Consider the following 16,324-nt stretch of genomic DNA (forward strand, 5'->3'; position numbering starts at 1 on the left):
CATATCATATTCTTAGTTTAAATAGTACTTTTCTTTATATTCCTGATATAATTTTTTAAACTGTGTATCATCATGTTTAACATTATCTAAATATTCATGTGTTCCATATTCATCTTCTCTTACCTGCAACATACATACTGCTACATTTGAGCAATGATCTGCAACTCTTTCGTAATTAGTAATTGTATCTTCGAGAATTAAACCAATATCTATTGTACATTCTCCATTTTGTAATCGTTTAACATGATTTTTCTTTATCTTAGAATTAAGTCTGTCTATTACTTCTTCAAGTGGCTCTACCCTTACAGCCTCATCCAAATTATCTGCCGTAAACACATCTACAGTCATATTCATAATCTCTTTAAGGGCATCTCCATACACCTGAAGTTCCTTTGAGGCAACATATGAGAATTTCAATCCTTTACTGTGCATATCTTCTGCCTTTTTACTTATATTAATCGCATAATCTGCGATTCTTTCAAAATCCCCAATTACATGAAGCATAATTGATACTGTCTGGCTATCATTTAAGGATAACTGCTTACTGCTTAATTTTACTAAATATGTTCCAAGCTGATCCTCATACTGGTCAATTTTATTTTCCAGTTTTACTACATCTTCAGCTGTTTTTTTATCATAATTTTCAAACAGACTCATTGCCTTAAATAAAGCATCTCTTGACAATGAAGCCATTTTCTTTGTAACGCTTACACTTTGTACTACAGCAAATGCAGGTTTTTCAAGAAAACGAGCATCAAGCATTTCTAATGTTTTATCTTCTGCAATATCTTCTGATTCTTTTTCATCTCTTACCGTAAGTGTTGCAAGCTTAACAAGAACCTTACCAAAAGGTAAAAGCAATATTGTTGCACCTACATTAAATAAACTATGAACTATTGCTATTCCTGCTGCATTTGTTGCATCACCTAAAAATGAGAAATGCATAAATCCATTTACAAGGTAAAATACAATCATAAATACTGTAGTTCCAATTACATTAAAATATAAATGTACAAAAGCTGCTCTCTTTGCGTTTTTCTTAGCACCTATACTTGAAATCAATGCTGTAACACATGTTCCTATATTCTGTCCCATTATAATCGGTATTGCAACTCCATATGATACAAATCCCGTAGCACATAATGCCTGTAAAATTCCTACTGATGCCGATGAACTCTGAATCACCGCTGTAAGAACTGCACCTGCCAACATACCAAGTATTGGATTAGAAAACATAGTAAGAATATTTGTAAATTCAGGAACATTCGCCAATGGTTTTACTGCTGCGCTCATTGTTTCCATTCCAAACATTAAAACGGCAAATCCAAGAAGAATTGTTCCAATATCATGTTTCTTTTCACTTTTTGTAAATAATAAAAATACAATACCTATAACAGCTAATATTGGTGAAAATGATGACGGTTTCAACATTTTAATCCAAAAATTATCACTTTGAATTCCTGACAAACTAAGAATCCATGATGTTACCGTTGTTCCTATATTTGCACCCATAATAATTCCAACCGCCTGCGTCAGTTTCATTATTCCCGAGTTAACAAAGCCTACCACCATAACAGTTGTAGCTGATGAACTTTGAATTACTCCTGTTACTGCAGCACCTAAAATAACGCCTTTTATAGGTGTTGATGTAAGTTTTTCCAATATTTTTTCTAATTTTCCACCTGCTGTCTTAGCAAGTCCATCCCCCATAACATTCATTCCATAAAGAAATAACGCTAATCCTCCAATAAGGGACAATACATTGAAAATATCCATAAATTTCCTCCTGTGCTTTTCCTAAAGCCTTACTGCCAATTATATATGTTAAACTACTTAGGCTTTATGTCTTATGTTTTTATTTACATTCTTTTTACATTTGCATTGTATTTTAGTGGTGTAAAGTCAGAGGGATATTTATGTAAAATCTATGTAAAATTTCAATCTTTACGATATAAATATATTGTTCCACCAAATAATCCGCAAAATGTTGTCGGATATCCTATAATAATTGTCATTATCTGCCAGGAAATCTTACCTGTTATAAAAAATGGAACTGTTATAACAGACATTCCAATTAACCATGTCACTACACTTAATACTAAAAACATCTTATATGTACTAATATTTTTTCCCTTTGTAATTTTATCGGCTATTAAATAAATGCTATTCATAATACACTCCATTCCGCCTATTTCATCCTTTGGCTTAAACTGTAATTTAATGTTTTTTATCTTTTTCCTGTAATTGAATAAATTACCCATTCGGATATATTTGTTGCATGGTCGCCTATTCTCTCTAAATATTTTGCTACCATTAATAAATCTGCCATTTGTTCTCCATCTTCATCATCATCTTTTATGGCAACAATCAGGGCTTTTTTTACTTCGTCAAATAATCCATCAACTATATCATCATGATTTATTACCGCTTTAGCTTTCTCAATATCCTTGTTAACATATGACTCTATACTTTGGACAAGCATTATCATTGTTTCTTTTGCCATTTTCTCAATCTTTTCTAATTTACATCTATATGGCTTATCTGCCATCATTATTGTTATTTCTGAAATATCTGCTGCATGGTCACCTATTCTTTCCATATCGGTAACCATTTTTAAAGCTGATGAAACCGTACGTAAATCACTTGCTACCGGTTGCTGGCTTAGTAAAATTTTCATGCACATGTTTTCTATATTCTTTTCCATTTCGTCAATTTCAGCATCATATTCAATCGCTTTCTTTGCTGTTTCAACATCCTGTCTTACTAATGCAGAAATCGCATTCTCTATAGATTTTTCAATCATTGCCCCCATTTCAATCATATTGTTGTTTAAGTTTTCCAACTGTTTCATATATTTATCTCTCATTTTCATCCAACCTCTCTTTCCATTGATAACATTCATATGCCTTGTAGAACATTTGCTCTTTTAATATATATTCGATATATAACGACCAACGTGTTATAAAATCAGCCAAATCTTCCTGTAATGTACTCTTCTGTCTTTTTATTTTTAGGCATTGAGAATAGTTTTTCTGTATTATCATATTCAATTACTTCTCCAAGTAAAAAGAAGGCTGTATTATCTGAAATTCTTGTTGCCTGTTGCATATTATGAGTTACCATAATAATTGTATATTTATCTTTAAGCTCTAATGCTAAATCTTCAATCTTTGATGTAGAAATAGGATCAAGTGCTGATGTAGGTTCATCCATTAAAATAACTTCCGGTTCAACTGCTAATGCCCTTGCAATACATAATCTTTGTTGCTGTCCACCAGATAATCCTAAAGCTGATTTTTTCAATCTGTCTTTTAATTCATCCCAAATTGCAGCCTGTCTCAATGACTTTTCTACTATTTCATCTAATTTACTTTTTGAATGGATTCCATGTGTTCTTGGTCCATAAGCTATATTGTCATACACACTCATTGGGAATGGATTTGGATTCTGAAATACCATTCCTACTCTTTTTCTCAAAAGATTTACATCCATATTTCCATATATATCTTCACCATCTAACTTTATATCACCTGTTATTTTGCATCCTTCAACTAAATCATTCATTCTGTTTAATGTCTTAAGGAAAGTTGATTTTCCGCATCCTGAAGGTCCGATGAATGCTGTAATCTGTTTTTCAGGTATTTCCATATTTACATTTTTTAGGGCATGATATTCGCCATAATATAAATTCAAATTTTTTACATCAAATTTACTACTCATTTCTTTCTCCTTTAAATTCATTCGGAATTCTTTTCATTTTTTTTATTATTATTTAGCTTTATTTTTCTCCGCCACTTGCCTTTTCAAATTTCTTTGCAATAAGTCCTGATGCTCCATTTATAAGAAGTACCATAATTAAAAGTACTACTGCTGTAGCATATGTCTGGTCTGTATGTAATCCTTCTCTTGAAAGGCTGTACATATGAACTGCTAAAGTTCTTCCTGATTCAAATAAACCTCCTGCTACCTTTGTAGCTGCACCTGCCGTATAAATTAAAGCTGCTGTTTCACCTACAATTCTACCTATTGCAAGAATAACTCCTGACAGAATTCCGGGAATGGCTGACGGTAAAACTACCTTAAATACTGTTCTTAACTTTCCTGCTCCAAGTCCGAAACTTCCTTCTCTATATGAATCCGGCACAGACATTAATGCTTCTTCTGTTGTTCTTAATATTACAGGAAGTACCATAATCGCTAATGTACATGCACCTGCCATTAATGAAAGTTTCCATTTAAGAGTTGAAACAAAGAATAATGCTCCAAATAAGCCATATACAATAGAAGGAATTCCTGTTAATGTTTCTGCTGTTATTCGCATAATTCCAACAAGTTTATTTCCTCTTTTTGCATATTCCACAAGATATATTGCTGAAAATATTCCAATTGGTGCTGAAAAAAGAAGTGACAACAATGTCATTGATATAGTATTTATAATCGCCGGCATCATTGATACATTTTCTGAATTATATTCCCATGCGAATAAATCAGGTGTAAGGTTTGGTATACCTTTAATTAATATATAGCAAACTATAAAACCTAAGCATAATGTTGTTGCTAGTGCTGCTAATCCAACTAATAATAACAATATAAAGGAGCCCGGTTTTCTTTTATAACTTTTTAATCTCTGTAAAAAGGAAACTTTATTTATTCCTTTTATTTGTGATAATTTGTCATTATTCATAATCTACTTTACTCCTTTAATATTGATGTTTTTCTTTATTTTTTATAATTGAAAACAGTAGATTGATTATAAGAATAAATACAAACAGAACAACACCTGTTGCTATAAGTGCCTCTCTATGTAATCCCGCAGCATATCCCATTTCCATTACTATATTTGTTGTTAACGTTCTAACACCTTTTAACATACCCTCCGGCATTCTTGGCTGATTTCCTGCAACCATAATTACTGCCATTGTTTCTCCTATTGCTCTTCCTACTCCTAATATAATCGCTGCCAAAATTCCTGATTTTGCTGCCGGAACAACAGTAAGAAAAACACTTCTTTCATGTGTTGCACCAAGTGCCAATGCCCCTTGATAATATTTATCAGGTACGGCCCTTATAGATGACTCTGATACCGAAATAATTGTTGGTAAAATCATCATTCCAAGTAACATGCTTGCTGTTAGCATACTAAGACCATCACCACCAAAATTATCTCTTACTGCCGGTACCAAAACAACCAATCCAAAGAAACCATATATTACCGATGGGATTCCAGCCATGAGTTCAATTCCAGGTTTAAGTATTTTGTACAAAGGCTTCGGACAAAATCTTGCTAAAAATATAGCTGTTAAAAGTCCAATTGGTACACCTATAATCAATGCTCCGGCTGTAACGTATATACTTCCTACAATCATTGGTAAAATACCATATATGTTATTCGTCGGACGCCACTGTGTACCAAATATAAATTTAGTAAATCCAATTTCTTTTATTGCCGGTATTCCATTTGCAAATAAGAATATGCAAATCAAAGCTACCGCTGCAATTGACACACAGGCTGCAATTAAAAATATTATTTCCATAAATACTTCTTTAAATTTCTTCCAACCTTTATTTGCTCCTACATTATTATTTTCCTGCATTTCTTTTCCTCATATATTTCTAAAGCCCGACTTACCAGTTAATACGTTGTCAGCCAGGCTTTAATCTTTTTCTGATTTTTACCAGATTATATCTTTATGTTATTATTTAACATCTGCCCAAGTTGTAACTGCACCTGTAAAAATATCTTTAATCTGATCTACTGTTAAGTCATCAATTGTGTTGTTATTATTAACAATTACTGCAATACCGTCTTTTGCAATTGCTGTTGCCTTAACTCCTTTTTCTTCATCCTTTAAATCTCTTGATGCCATTCCGATATCACATGTTCCTTCAATTGCTGAATTAACACCTGTTGTAGAATCACTTTCCTGAATTTCAATTGATGCATTTGAGTTAACTTTGGCATAAGCTTCTTTTAATTTTTCCATTACAGGAGTTACTGATGAAGAACCGGCTACTACGATGCTTCCTTTTACTTTGGATGATGTAAAACTTCCTGTATTTTCTACTTCGATATAACCATTGTCTGAAATAATTTTCTGTCCATCTTCACTCATAATATAGTTAATGAAATCCTGTGCTACTTCACTTACGCTATCACCTGTTACGATGTTAAATGGTCTTGCAAGTGTATATGTACCTGCATTAATGTTATCTGCTGTAGCTTCAACTCCACCTACTTTAACTGCCTTAACTGTGTCATTTAATGAACCAAGTGAAGCATAACCGATTGCGTAATCATTTCCTGACACCGTTGTCATCATTACTTCTGTGCTGTTTGTAATGCTTGCATCTAATGTTGTGTTATCAACCTTATTTCCATCTGCATCTTTTTCTTCAACACCTGTTAATTCAATGAAAGCTCCTCTTGTACCAGAACCATCTTCTCTTGAAACAACTGAAATATCTTTAGATGTATCAAATCCTGTTTCTGAACTTGCGCTTTTATTTGTTCCTGCATTATCAGAATTCTTTGCGTCTGAATTTGTAGAACCACAACCTGTCATTGTTCCCATAACTAATGCTGCACTAAGTGCTAAAACTGCTAATTTTCTCATTTCTTAATTCCTCCATAATCTGACGATTTATTTCATCGCTCTAATTTACATTTTCTTTTATTTAGTTTAAAAATAATTAACTAAATATGCGCATTTGTTAATTCTTCTTAATCATAAATGCCCAATGTAAAATCCATAACCATCTCTAAGTAAAAAATACGTAAAGTTCGATTGTAACGAGCCACGCAAATAAAAAAAGACCAACGCCACGTTTCAAGCTTGCTTGAAAATTGGTGTTGGTCTTTCTTTATTTATGCGGCGACAGCCGTAACGAAAAAGATGCGTAGCATCTTTGAGTTGCGCTCGTTACAATCGAACTTAATCGAACTTTTCTTTTTTATCCGCGACAGCCGTAACGAAAAAGATGCGTAGCATCTTTGAGTTCGGCTCGTTACAATCGAACTTTCTTATTCTCCGAATACGGCTTTATAATCAGCCTGAAACTTTGCTATTCCCTGATCTGTTAAAGGATGTTTTGTCATTGTCTCAATTACCTTATAAGGAACTGTAGCAATATCAGCTCCTGCTAATGCACAATCCGTAACATGAATTGGATTTCGTACAGATGCAGCTATAATTTCAGTTTCATATCCGTAAATATCAAAAATTTCTGCTATTGTTCTTATTAAATCAATTCCCGGCTGATTAATATCATCAAGTCTTCCTAGGAATGGTGATACATATGATGCACCTGCCTCAGCTGCAAGTATTGCCTGATTTGCTGAAAAAATCAAAGTAACATTTGTTTTAATTCCTTCTTTTGAAAGTACCTTGACAGCCTTCAAGCCCTCGACAGTCATTGGAATCTTTACAACCATATTCGGATGAATTGAAGCTATTTCTCTTCCTTCTGCAATCATACCCTCTGCATCAGTTGTTGTTGCTTTAACTTCACCGCTTATAGGTCCATCTACAATAGTAGTAATTTCTTTAATAACTTCGTTAAAATTTCTTCCCTCTTTAGCAATCAATGATGGGTTTGTAGTTACACCACAAATAACTCCCATATCATTTGCCTTTCTGATATCATCTACGTTTGCTGTGTCAATAAAAAACTTCATAATGTTATTTGTATGAGACTTTTCATATATCTCATACTCTCCTTTCTTCATCCCATTATCCCAAATCTGTTTATTTTCAACCTACAATACGCAAATTAATTATGTTACCATCTTTTATCGACTATTTCATCCACCCATTGTTCAATATCCAATATCTGTTGTACCGTCGGATTATGAATAGTCTGATGATAACTCATACAATATTCAATAATTTCCGTAATTTCCAAAAAACTTATCTGTCGGTTTAAAAACATTGCAACTGCTTTTTCATTTGCTGCATTAAGAACCGTAGGCATAGAACCTCCTATCTTTCCTGCTCTATATGCAAGTGATAAACCTTTAAATTTTTCAAAGTCCGGGTCTTCAAATGTAATTTGGGCTATTTTTCCAAAATCTGCTTTTTCTCCGGCAAGATATCTTCTCTCCGGATAATAAATTGCATATTGAATTGGTAATTTCATATCTGGCAAACCTAATTGGGCCATAACAGCACCATCATTAAACTGAACCATAGAATGAATAATGCTCTGAGGCTGAATTACTATCTGAACATCATCTACATCCACGTCAAATAACCATTTTGCTTCTAATACCTCTAAGCCTTTATTAACCATAGTTGCTGAATCAATTGTAATCTTTGGTCCCATCTTCCAATTAGGATGTTTTAAAGCATCTTCAATGGTAACGTTTTTCATTTTTGATTTTTCCCATGTTCTAAACGGACCGCCTGAAGCTGTTAAAATTATCTTATCAATTTCTTTATGGTTTTCTCCATTTATTGATTGAAAAATTGCACTATGCTCACTATCTACAGGTAATATCTTTACGTTATGTTTCTTTGCTAAATCCATTACCAAATGTCCTGCAGTAACAAGAGTCTCTTTGTTAGCTAATGCAATATCCTTTCCGGCTTTTATACATTCTAAAGTAGGTATTATTCCTATCATTCCCACAAAAGCCGTTACAACTAACTTAGCCTTATCATATGTCGCTGCTTCAATTAATCCATCCATTCCTGTTACTATCTTTACATTCTTATCTGCAACAGAAATCTTTAATTGTTCAGCTGCATCTTCATCATATACACATACAATTTCAGGATCAAATTCTCTAATCTGTTCTTCAAGTTTCTTTATATTTTTCTTAGCTGCAATTGCAACTACTTTTAAATCATTATTAGCTCTTACAATTTCTAATGTCTGAGTTCCCACTGAACCAGTAGACCCCAATATTGAAATATTCTTCATGATACTCCATTCTGTCTCCTTCATTTAAGGAAACATCATTATATATTCTTTCTCTATTATTTCTTAATCTCTTATATTTATCTTTTATTTTATTATTTAAAAGTATAATTTTTGTAAAATTAAGCAAAATCTAAGACAAGAATATCACATTTTTTGTAAAAAATAAAGTAGTTGCCCCTCAAACCAGATGTTAAGTATATAATTTATGCAAAAAGGTAGGGAGTAATAAAAATTATTTAGTATTACTCCCCAAATTATGAAAGACTAGTTATGTCAATGTGGCTATTTCTCTTTTTTAGCTTTAACGATTGCCTCAGCCATTTCATGTACTCTCTGTGCCGGAGATGGTGCATTTAAAATACCTGATGTAGCACCTGTTCCATCTGCTCCAAGTTTTACTACATTATAGCAATCATCTGCTGTGCTTACTCCTGATGCAATCATTACTAATACATTAGGATTAACCTCGTGAAGACCCTTTACTGTTTCAATAGTATATGAGTCATCTGCTACCTTTCCTGTTCCAATCAAATCTGTTGGTTCTGCTAATACTATATCAGGATCCATACATGCAACTGCCTTTGCCTCAACTGTTGAATCTGCACAAACTATTGTAATCATTCCTAATTCTTTTGCTCTTTTAATTGTTGCATATAAATCTGAAACTGTTTTAGGATTTTCAGCATGATTTAAAAATACTGCCTCTGCTCCTGCTTCCTTTAATGATTCAGGAAGTACATGTCCCATTCCTCTTCCAGGAGTCAAAGGATCCATTGATTGAGCACACACAATAAGATTTTCTGTATTTTCCTTTATTAATCTTATGTCAGCATATGGGCATGTAAAATAAATCTGAAGTCCTGTTTCTTTTGCAGTTTTATCTGCTGCCTTTGCTAATTCCAAACTTTTTTCACCATATAAATATGACTTTGGATTAACAATCAAAAAAGGTGATTCTGCTTTTGCCATTTTACTCTCCTCCTATTCTCCTATAACAATAATTTTACATTTTCTTGTTCTTTCTCTTGTTCTGTCAAAATCTACAAAATAAACATATCCCGTAGGTCCTACACCCAATTTTCCATCATCAACTTCCAATGTGGCACTTGAACCAACAAGTGTAGATCTTAAATGGGCATCTCCATTAAATAAGGCTGTTCTATCACCATTTGGTAAATATGTAGCTGCATCAGGCCATGATTCAACAGCTTTATAATGTTCTTCACCAGGATAATTATACTGATCTGCATTTACATGATCAGGTATGATTTTCTTTAATACATCATTCAAATCTTCCTGTAAAAATTCATCTCCTGCTTCATTGTAATCATGTACAAATTCTTCAAAAAATACTGAGCATGTTGTATGTGGTGAAATTGCTACACAAATTCCATTCTTTATTCCACTTTTCTCTATTGCTTCTCTAACCTGTGGTGTAATATTTACATATGTTGGTGTACCACCGTGTGATTTTAACATAATTGTTTCTTTATATACTGCCATCTATACTCTCCTTTTCATAAAATTAAGTAGTAGTTAATTATTTTATTTTCTGAAATACCTTTATTGCACGCTTTACATCCTCTTTAATTGCTTCTGTTGCAACTAATGACATTGAGTCATAGAACAATGGCTTACTATCATCCTGCCAATATTCCTTTGATGCTTTTCCACCTGCTGTATTCATATATGTATAGTAATTAACTTTACAAATTCCATTTTCAATAGCTACAGCATAATCCTCATCTGATACTCCTGAACCACCATGCATAACCAATGGAATGTTTGTTGCTTCTCTAAGTCTTGCAACTCTAGGTAAATCCAATTTTGGTTCAGTCAGATATACTCCGTGTGTCGTACCAAATGCAACTGCAAGGCAATCTACATTTGTCATTTCAACAAACTTCTTTGCTACTTCAGGATCTGTATATATGTTATCTAAGTCTTCATAATCATCAGTGCTATCAGCTCCTGCTCCTTCACCCTGTACGACTTTTGATGTGAAAATATGTCCCAATTCAGCTTCAACACTTGCTCCAACTGCATGTGCAATTTTAACTATTTCTGCTGTTTCTGCTGCATTTTCTTCAAAACTTTTAGCTGATGCATCATACATAACGGATGTAAAGCCTAATTTTAAAGCCTGAACACATCTATCAAAACTTGAACCATGGTCTAAATGTAATGCAACAGGAACTTTCGCCCTTTCAGCATAATACTTCATAACCGGTCCTATCTCTTCTAAATCAATTAAATCATCATGGCTTTGTGCATGCTGTAATATAACAGGTGAATTAAGTTCTTCCGCCGCCTGAATAATTCCTCTGATTGCTTCTAGTGTTGTACCGTTAAAAGCTCCAACTGCCTTATGTTCTACTTTCGCTTCATCAAGTAATTCTTTTAATGTTACCAGCATTACTATCCCTCCTATCAATCCTATGGATTAAATAAAATAATCTATTTTAATTACATTGTTTTCAAATTTACTATATACTAATTAATTTTTAACTAATTTCTTACTGATTTTCTTCTGTTTTTCCAGTTCTTTTTTCTGAGCTAATCTTTCTCTACCTTCTTTTCTTGCTCTGGTAACAACAGAATCCGGATTAACTTTTTCATCTAAATCATAAAAATAATCTACTATTTCATCCTGTTCTTCAAATTCAGATACTCTAATCCAATATCTTCCTTTTAAAATCCCACCTTTATTTATATTCATATATATTGATGTATTTCCTGCAACCATTCTCATTGAGAAATTTGTCATTTCACTTATCTTATAAGTATGTTCCTGTTTGTATGCACGAAAAGTTACACTGTCTTTTCCCAATTCAAATTCATACGGATTACTTAAAGATATAAATTCATTCCACACATTATATACACAAATGATTAATATAAACATCAACAAACCACTAAATCCGGTCATCACCTGCCTGATTAGGCAATAAAGCCCAATCAGGAGTGTGAATAACCCCGGTAAAGTATGTTGAATGAAATAGTGTGATTTATTATACACATAACTTTTCATATATACATTTACCTTTCATTTTTATTTTTCTTCAGCATGAGCTGCTTTAATAATACGCTGTCTGTTTAAGAAAGCTAATGCAAGTGCTACAATTCCCACAACCACTAATGCTATAATGCTTAAGTTACCTGCTCTGTAAATAAGCCATGTAAGTGGGTTTGCACCATCACAAATTGATGAAATCTTTGTAACACCATCATATGTAGCTGCATCTACTGTATGAGCTACAGATGTAGTAACTGCTGCAAGGTCAGTTGAAATATATAAACCACCGATTAATGCAACAATACCTGTTATAATTGCACGGAATCCATTACCACCAACTAATGGTACAATTAATACGAACATATATGGTAATACTGATAAGTCAGTCATTGGAAGTACTGTGTTTCCAGGAAGAATAACTGCAAGGAATACAGCAACCGGTACAAGAATAAGTGATACTGTTAATGTAACAGGATGTCCTACACCTACTGCTGAGTCAAGTCCAATATAAATCTTTCCTCTGTTTGAGAATCTCTTTGAAATAAATCCCTGAGCTGCTTCTGAAATTGGCATAAGACCTTCCATAAGTAATGCAGCCATTTTTGGAATAAGTACTAATGCAGCACCTAAGTAAATACCACATGTTAAAATGTCTTTTAATGGATATCCTGCTAATACTCCGATAACAAGACCTAATACTGTACCAATAATAATTGGTTCACCAAATACACCGAATTTCTTCTGTAATTTTTCAATATTAATATCGATCTTGTTAACTCCCGGAATCTTATCGATAATCCAGTTAACTACGATTGCAAATGGAACAAAGGCTGCTGTAAATCCATGAGGAAGTGAAACGCCCGGCATTCCTAAAACTTCTTCTGCCTTTGGTGCTGTGTAGTCAGCAATTACAAATACTATAATAATATTAATAACAGCTGCTATAATACCATATGCAAGGTTATCTGTTACAATAGCAACTAATGAACCTGTAAATGCGAAATGCCAATAGTTCCAAATATCAACGTCGATTGTCTGAGTTGTATTTGTAAGTAACATAATAATGTTAACAATTAAACCAATTGGAATAATTATAAGACCAATTGTTGTACCCATAGCAATCGCTGCTGCTGCAGGCCAACCTACATCTACAGTTGTAAGTGATAAATGGAATCTGTCGGCCATTTCCTGAACTGCCGGTGCTAAATAAGTACCAATAAGTCCTACTGCAAGGTTAAGTCCAATGAAACCTACACCTACTGTTAATCCACCTCTAAGGGCTTTACCAAACTTTGCTCCTAAAATAACACCAAAAATTGTTAAAATAATTGGCATCATTACGCTTGCACCTAAACCATTAATGTAACTAAAAAAATCAATAATATATTGCATGCTTTTTCTCCCTTCTTAATCTCATTTGAAAATAATTTCAAATATTTTCTTACGTGTTACTTTTTCTACTTTTTCATCTGTTCTTCTACATCACTGAACAATTTGTCAACTCCGATACCTGTCAATAATGGAAGTCCAGGTATTACAGGACAAGGAATGTTTCCACCAACTACTGTTGTAGCAATGGCAAAGTCAGCATTTTTTGCTTTTTCTGCAAGTTCAGATACCTGACACTGTTCAATCTGGTATTTTCCTGCATATCCGTGCTCATTAAGATACTGAGATACCTTCTGGTTTGCAACTGTTGATGTTGCTACTCCTGATCCACATGCGATAACTATTCTTTTCATATCTGTTTCTCCTTTCATATAATTATTTGCCTTTTGGCAATTTATTAAGTTCCTACCCCTCTACAAGAGTGGTCATAACTTCATTAATTTTGTCCATGTCCTGTGCCATAATCTCTTTTAATGTATCTTGATTCTGGCATACGGTTATTAATTTCTGGAGCATATCCATTTGATCTTCTTTATGTTTAATTGAAAGCATAAACAATATTGAAACATCAGTTGTTTCTCCCTCCATTCCCATTACATTAAATGTTACGGGTTTGTCTAAAATTCCAAGACAAATTGCTGCATCATTTACATGTTCAGGATCTGTATGTGGAATTGCCACACTTATTTCTCCAACCGGAAGACCTGTAGGATAAACTTCTTCTCTTTTTAGGATTGCCTCAGGAAAACTATCCTTTACATATCCTTCCTCCTGTAATGCTGAAGCCATCTGTGTTAAAACTTCTTTGTCATTTTCACCTGATAAAGTAACTGCTAAATAATGTTTTTCTTTATTGCTTGTTATCTTTTTCATCTTTCTCTCTCCTTTTACTTTTTTTCAAAACTCTTTATCATATCTAAAACTGATTGTTCATTAGGAAGTTCATCAAACTTCCTGATATTATTTTCGTCTCCAAAAATCATCATCATGTCATATATTGCCTGATTAATGCTTTCAGCATCCTTAATACTCATTCCTATTACATATCTTACCGGATCGTTAAATTCACTTCCGAATTCTATTCCTTTTTTTAGTCTTACAAATGAGGCTGCCTCTTTTATAACTCCCTTACTACTATCAGCATGTGGAAGTGCCATTCCCTTGCATACTACAATATATGCTCCATGTTTTTTTACATTGTTAACCATTTCATCAATATACTGACCTGTTACAGTTCCTGAATCACGGAGTAACTGTCCTGCACATTTTATTGCCTCTTCCCAATCTTTAGCCGGATAATCAAGAACAATTCTATCTGTTGAAAGTAATTGATAAAATGCTCCTTGTATGTCCTTGCCGGTATTCTCATTTATATCTTTTATATTAGGCAATTCCATTTCTTCTTTATTCTGTCCCTTAAGTTCAAATACTTTTTGTTGAATATTCAGTATATCCTTGTCATCTAGCATTGGACTTCTTATGACTACACTCGGTAAAACTGCATCCGGTAAAGGAATTGTTGAAATAATCATCTTAGCTCCCGATTGTTCTATTTCCTTCATATTATGATGTGACGATACACTGACAATTTCTATAATATCATCAAGTATTTTTAACTTTGCCAACATAAATTGAACTGTTCCTCTTCCTGTTGCACAAACAAGTGCTACCGGAATTTTTTTATTTTTATTGTTTTCAACTTTTTCTTTTTCAATTACTGATGCAAAATACAAAACAAGAAATAATACCTCATCTTCCGAAAATTTCTTTCCTATAAATCCTTCCAGTTTTTCTAATTCCTTATGTACAATCTTCAGTATTTCAGGATAATCGTTTATAATTGCTTCTTTGAACGGATTTACTAAAACTTCTCCATTCATAACTCTGTAGACAGCCGATTTCATATGAGCAACCATCAAATCATACAATCCAAAATCAAGATAAAAATCTATTCCTAATTTTCCTGATATCGAATGAATTGCTTCTGCAATCATTACCTTTATATCCAAAGAATTTGCACTGTTTCTTTCACCCTTAAGATATCTCTTTCTTCTCAGGCACTTAGTAAACATAAGTATTTCTTCTTCTGTTATTCTGATGTCATATTTTACTCCTATTTTATTGAGCACCGATTTACTAAATGGATACTTTGAACTAATTTCAATTTCTTCTCTTCCACTCTCTTCAAAAGAAGTAAGATATTTCTCCCGACTCATTCTGTTTACCATTATTACCAATTCAACAATAGCTTCATAAAATGAGTAATCTTCTAATATAACTCCTGTATCTTCCTCTTCCTCTAAAAGAATACTTTTCAAATAATCAAAACTCTGTGCATAATCAACTTGTTTCAAAAGTAGATTCCAATAAATATTAAGCATATATCCGTTTTGATAATATTCTTCACTGTTAATTTCCAATAACTTCAAAATATTCTCACGAATCTGTGATTCTGATGCTTCAATTGTATAACCCACATGAGCTTTGGCTTTTAAATTCATATCCCTGTCTTCAAACCATATTTTCAATTCCTGTAAATCACTTAAAATTGTATTTCTACTTACACCAATTTCTTTTTTTAATTTATCAACAGTTATGTATTCTCTTCCATTAAGAAGTATCAATGCCAAAACAGTGTGTCTTTCATTTTTAGTCATTGTATATGAATAAAAATCATAATTTGTAATAAATTTTTCAAATTCTTTTATATTGATTTGTCTCTTATTTTCTAGCTCTAATTCTCCCTCAGAATTTTCGGAAATAACCGGCAATCCTGCTTTTTGCAAGTCATCATTTATTCCCTTAATATCCAGTCGTATGGAGCGTTCCTGAACATTATATTTTTCTTTAAATTCTGATATGTTCAGTTTTTCATTCCAAATTAATTCGTTTAATATTTTATTGCCTCTTCGGTTCATATTCTCACCTTTTCCCCTTCGACTTAATTTAATTATAATTTGTTTATTTTTATTTTGAAGTCCAACTTTGCACAAATTT

General features: G+C 33.0%; 17 protein-coding genes. All 17 read right to left on the reverse strand.

Features of this window, described 5'->3' with window-relative positions; translation table 11 throughout:
• Positions 1–12: 12 nt before the first annotated feature.
• The gene (locus DWX29_RS07770) at positions 13–1,776 is read right to left on the reverse strand and encodes a Na/Pi cotransporter family protein (protein WP_118565555.1); all 1,764 of its coding nucleotides are present in this window, start codon (positions 1,774–1,776) and stop codon (positions 13–15) included.
• Positions 1,777–1,937: 161 nt separating this feature from the next.
• The gene (locus tag DWX29_RS07775) at positions 1,938–2,171 is read right to left on the reverse strand and encodes a hypothetical protein (protein ID WP_147365045.1); all 234 of its coding nucleotides are present in this window, start codon (positions 2,169–2,171) and stop codon (positions 1,938–1,940) included.
• Positions 2,172–2,227: 56 nt separating this feature from the next.
• A complete protein-coding gene (gene phoU / locus DWX29_RS07780; RefSeq protein WP_022088474.1) occupies positions 2,228–2,866 on the reverse strand; it encodes a phosphate signaling complex protein PhoU in 639 nt (212 codons plus the stop codon).
• Between the two features lie 101 nt (positions 2,867–2,967).
• Entirely contained in the window at positions 2,968–3,720 is a 753-nt protein-coding gene (pstB, locus tag DWX29_RS07785) for a phosphate ABC transporter ATP-binding protein PstB (protein ID WP_022088473.1), read from the reverse strand.
• 58 nt (positions 3,721–3,778) lie between these two features.
• Positions 3,779–4,684 carry a phosphate ABC transporter permease PstA gene (gene pstA / locus DWX29_RS07790; protein ID WP_022088472.1) on the reverse strand — a complete coding sequence of 302 codons (906 nt, stop codon included), beginning with the start codon at positions 4,682–4,684 and terminating at the stop codon, positions 3,779–3,781.
• 16 nt (positions 4,685–4,700) lie between these two features.
• Positions 4,701–5,594 (reverse strand): phosphate ABC transporter permease subunit PstC, encoded by an 894-nt coding sequence (gene pstC / locus DWX29_RS07795; protein ID WP_118565557.1) that lies wholly within the window; start codon positions 5,592–5,594, stop codon positions 4,701–4,703.
• 102 nt (positions 5,595–5,696) lie between these two features.
• Positions 5,697–6,614 carry a substrate-binding domain-containing protein gene (locus tag DWX29_RS07800; protein WP_022088470.1) on the reverse strand — a complete coding sequence of 306 codons (918 nt, stop codon included), beginning with the start codon at positions 6,612–6,614 and terminating at the stop codon, positions 5,697–5,699.
• A 407-nt stretch (positions 6,615–7,021) separates the two neighbouring features.
• Positions 7,022–7,675: a fructose-6-phosphate aldolase gene (fsa, locus tag DWX29_RS07805; protein WP_117909857.1), complete on the reverse strand. Its 654-nt coding sequence runs from the start codon at positions 7,673–7,675 to the stop codon at positions 7,022–7,024.
• 104 nt (positions 7,676–7,779) lie between these two features.
• Positions 7,780–8,922 (reverse strand): 1-deoxy-D-xylulose-5-phosphate reductoisomerase, encoded by a 1,143-nt coding sequence (locus tag DWX29_RS07810; protein ID WP_117909806.1) that lies wholly within the window; start codon positions 8,920–8,922, stop codon positions 7,780–7,782.
• A 282-nt stretch (positions 8,923–9,204) separates the two neighbouring features.
• Positions 9,205–9,891 (reverse strand): triose-phosphate isomerase, encoded by a 687-nt coding sequence (locus tag DWX29_RS07815; RefSeq protein ID WP_117909805.1) that lies wholly within the window; start codon positions 9,889–9,891, stop codon positions 9,205–9,207.
• Positions 9,892–9,903: 12 nt separating this feature from the next.
• Complete coding sequence (locus tag DWX29_RS07820; protein ID WP_117909804.1) at positions 9,904–10,425, reverse strand: YjbQ family protein; 522 nt, start codon at positions 10,423–10,425, stop codon at positions 9,904–9,906.
• A gap of 37 nt (positions 10,426–10,462) precedes the next feature.
• Positions 10,463–11,338, reverse strand: a complete 876-nt coding sequence (locus tag DWX29_RS07825; RefSeq protein WP_117909803.1) for a class II fructose-bisphosphate aldolase — start codon at positions 11,336–11,338, stop codon at positions 10,463–10,465.
• Positions 11,339–11,419: 81 nt separating this feature from the next.
• Complete coding sequence (locus DWX29_RS07830) at positions 11,420–11,827, reverse strand: hypothetical protein (protein WP_243003028.1); 408 nt, start codon at positions 11,825–11,827, stop codon at positions 11,420–11,422.
• Positions 11,828–11,974: 147 nt separating this feature from the next.
• The gene (locus DWX29_RS07835; protein WP_117909801.1) at positions 11,975–13,330 is read right to left on the reverse strand and encodes a PTS transporter subunit IIC; all 1,356 of its coding nucleotides are present in this window, start codon (positions 13,328–13,330) and stop codon (positions 11,975–11,977) included.
• Between the two features lie 65 nt (positions 13,331–13,395).
• Positions 13,396–13,680 (reverse strand): PTS sugar transporter subunit IIB, encoded by a 285-nt coding sequence (locus tag DWX29_RS07840; RefSeq protein WP_117909800.1) that lies wholly within the window; start codon positions 13,678–13,680, stop codon positions 13,396–13,398.
• A 52-nt stretch (positions 13,681–13,732) separates the two neighbouring features.
• Positions 13,733–14,200: a PTS sugar transporter subunit IIA gene (locus DWX29_RS07845; RefSeq protein WP_117909799.1), complete on the reverse strand. Its 468-nt coding sequence runs from the start codon at positions 14,198–14,200 to the stop codon at positions 13,733–13,735.
• 14 nt (positions 14,201–14,214) lie between these two features.
• Positions 14,215–16,245 (reverse strand): BglG family transcription antiterminator, encoded by a 2,031-nt coding sequence (locus DWX29_RS07850; protein WP_118565558.1) that lies wholly within the window; start codon positions 16,243–16,245, stop codon positions 14,215–14,217.
• Positions 16,246–16,324: the final 79 nt, after the last annotated feature.

The sequence above is a fragment of the Eubacterium sp. AF19-12LB genome (assembly GCF_003479125.1).
Lineage (GTDB): Bacteria > Bacillota > Clostridia > Lachnospirales > Lachnospiraceae > Eubacterium_U > Eubacterium_U album.

Bases quoted from the DNA above. Each gene is read 5' to 3' on its own strand.
- DWX29_RS07825 (WP_117909803.1), bottom strand. From the start codon at position 11,338: ATGCTGGTAACATTAAAAGAATTACTTGATGAAGCGAAAGTAGAACAT.
- DWX29_RS07840 (WP_117909800.1), bottom strand. From the start codon at position 13,680: ATGAAAAGAATAGTTATCGCATGTGGATCAGGAGTAGCAACATCAACA.
- pstA (WP_022088472.1), bottom strand. From the start codon at position 4,684: ATGAATAATGACAAATTATCACAAATAAAAGGAATAAATAAAGTTTCC.
- DWX29_RS07810 (WP_117909806.1), bottom strand. From the start codon at position 8,922: ATGAAGAATATTTCAATATTGGGGTCTACTGGTTCAGTGGGAACTCAG.
- DWX29_RS07775 (WP_147365045.1), bottom strand. From the start codon at position 2,171: ATGAATAGCATTTATTTAATAGCCGATAAAATTACAAAGGGAAAAAAT.
- DWX29_RS07770 (WP_118565555.1), bottom strand. From the start codon at position 1,776: ATGGATATTTTCAATGTATTGTCCCTTATTGGAGGATTAGCGTTATTT.
- DWX29_RS07830 (WP_243003028.1), bottom strand. From the start codon at position 11,827: ATGTTTATATTAATCATTTGTGTATATAATGTGTGGAATGAATTTATA.
- DWX29_RS07815 (WP_117909805.1), bottom strand. From the start codon at position 9,891: ATGGCAAAAGCAGAATCACCTTTTTTGATTGTTAATCCAAAGTCATAT.
- pstC (WP_118565557.1), bottom strand. From the start codon at position 5,594: ATGCAGGAAAATAATAATGTAGGAGCAAATAAAGGTTGGAAGAAATTT.
- phoU (WP_022088474.1), bottom strand. From the start codon at position 2,866: ATGAGAGATAAATATATGAAACAGTTGGAAAACTTAAACAACAATATG.
- DWX29_RS07820 (WP_117909804.1), bottom strand. From the start codon at position 10,425: ATGGCAGTATATAAAGAAACAATTATGTTAAAATCACACGGTGGTACA.
- DWX29_RS07835 (WP_117909801.1), bottom strand. From the start codon at position 13,330: ATGCAATATATTATTGATTTTTTTAGTTACATTAATGGTTTAGGTGCA.
- DWX29_RS07800 (WP_022088470.1), bottom strand. From the start codon at position 6,614: ATGAGAAAATTAGCAGTTTTAGCACTTAGTGCAGCATTAGTTATGGGA.
- DWX29_RS07850 (WP_118565558.1), bottom strand. From the start codon at position 16,245: ATGAACCGAAGAGGCAATAAAATATTAAACGAATTAATTTGGAATGAA.
- pstB (WP_022088473.1), bottom strand. From the start codon at position 3,720: ATGAGTAGTAAATTTGATGTAAAAAATTTGAATTTATATTATGGCGAA.
- DWX29_RS07845 (WP_117909799.1), bottom strand. From the start codon at position 14,200: ATGAAAAAGATAACAAGCAATAAAGAAAAACATTATTTAGCAGTTACT.
- fsa (WP_117909857.1), bottom strand. From the start codon at position 7,675: ATGAAGTTTTTTATTGACACAGCAAACGTAGATGATATCAGAAAGGCA.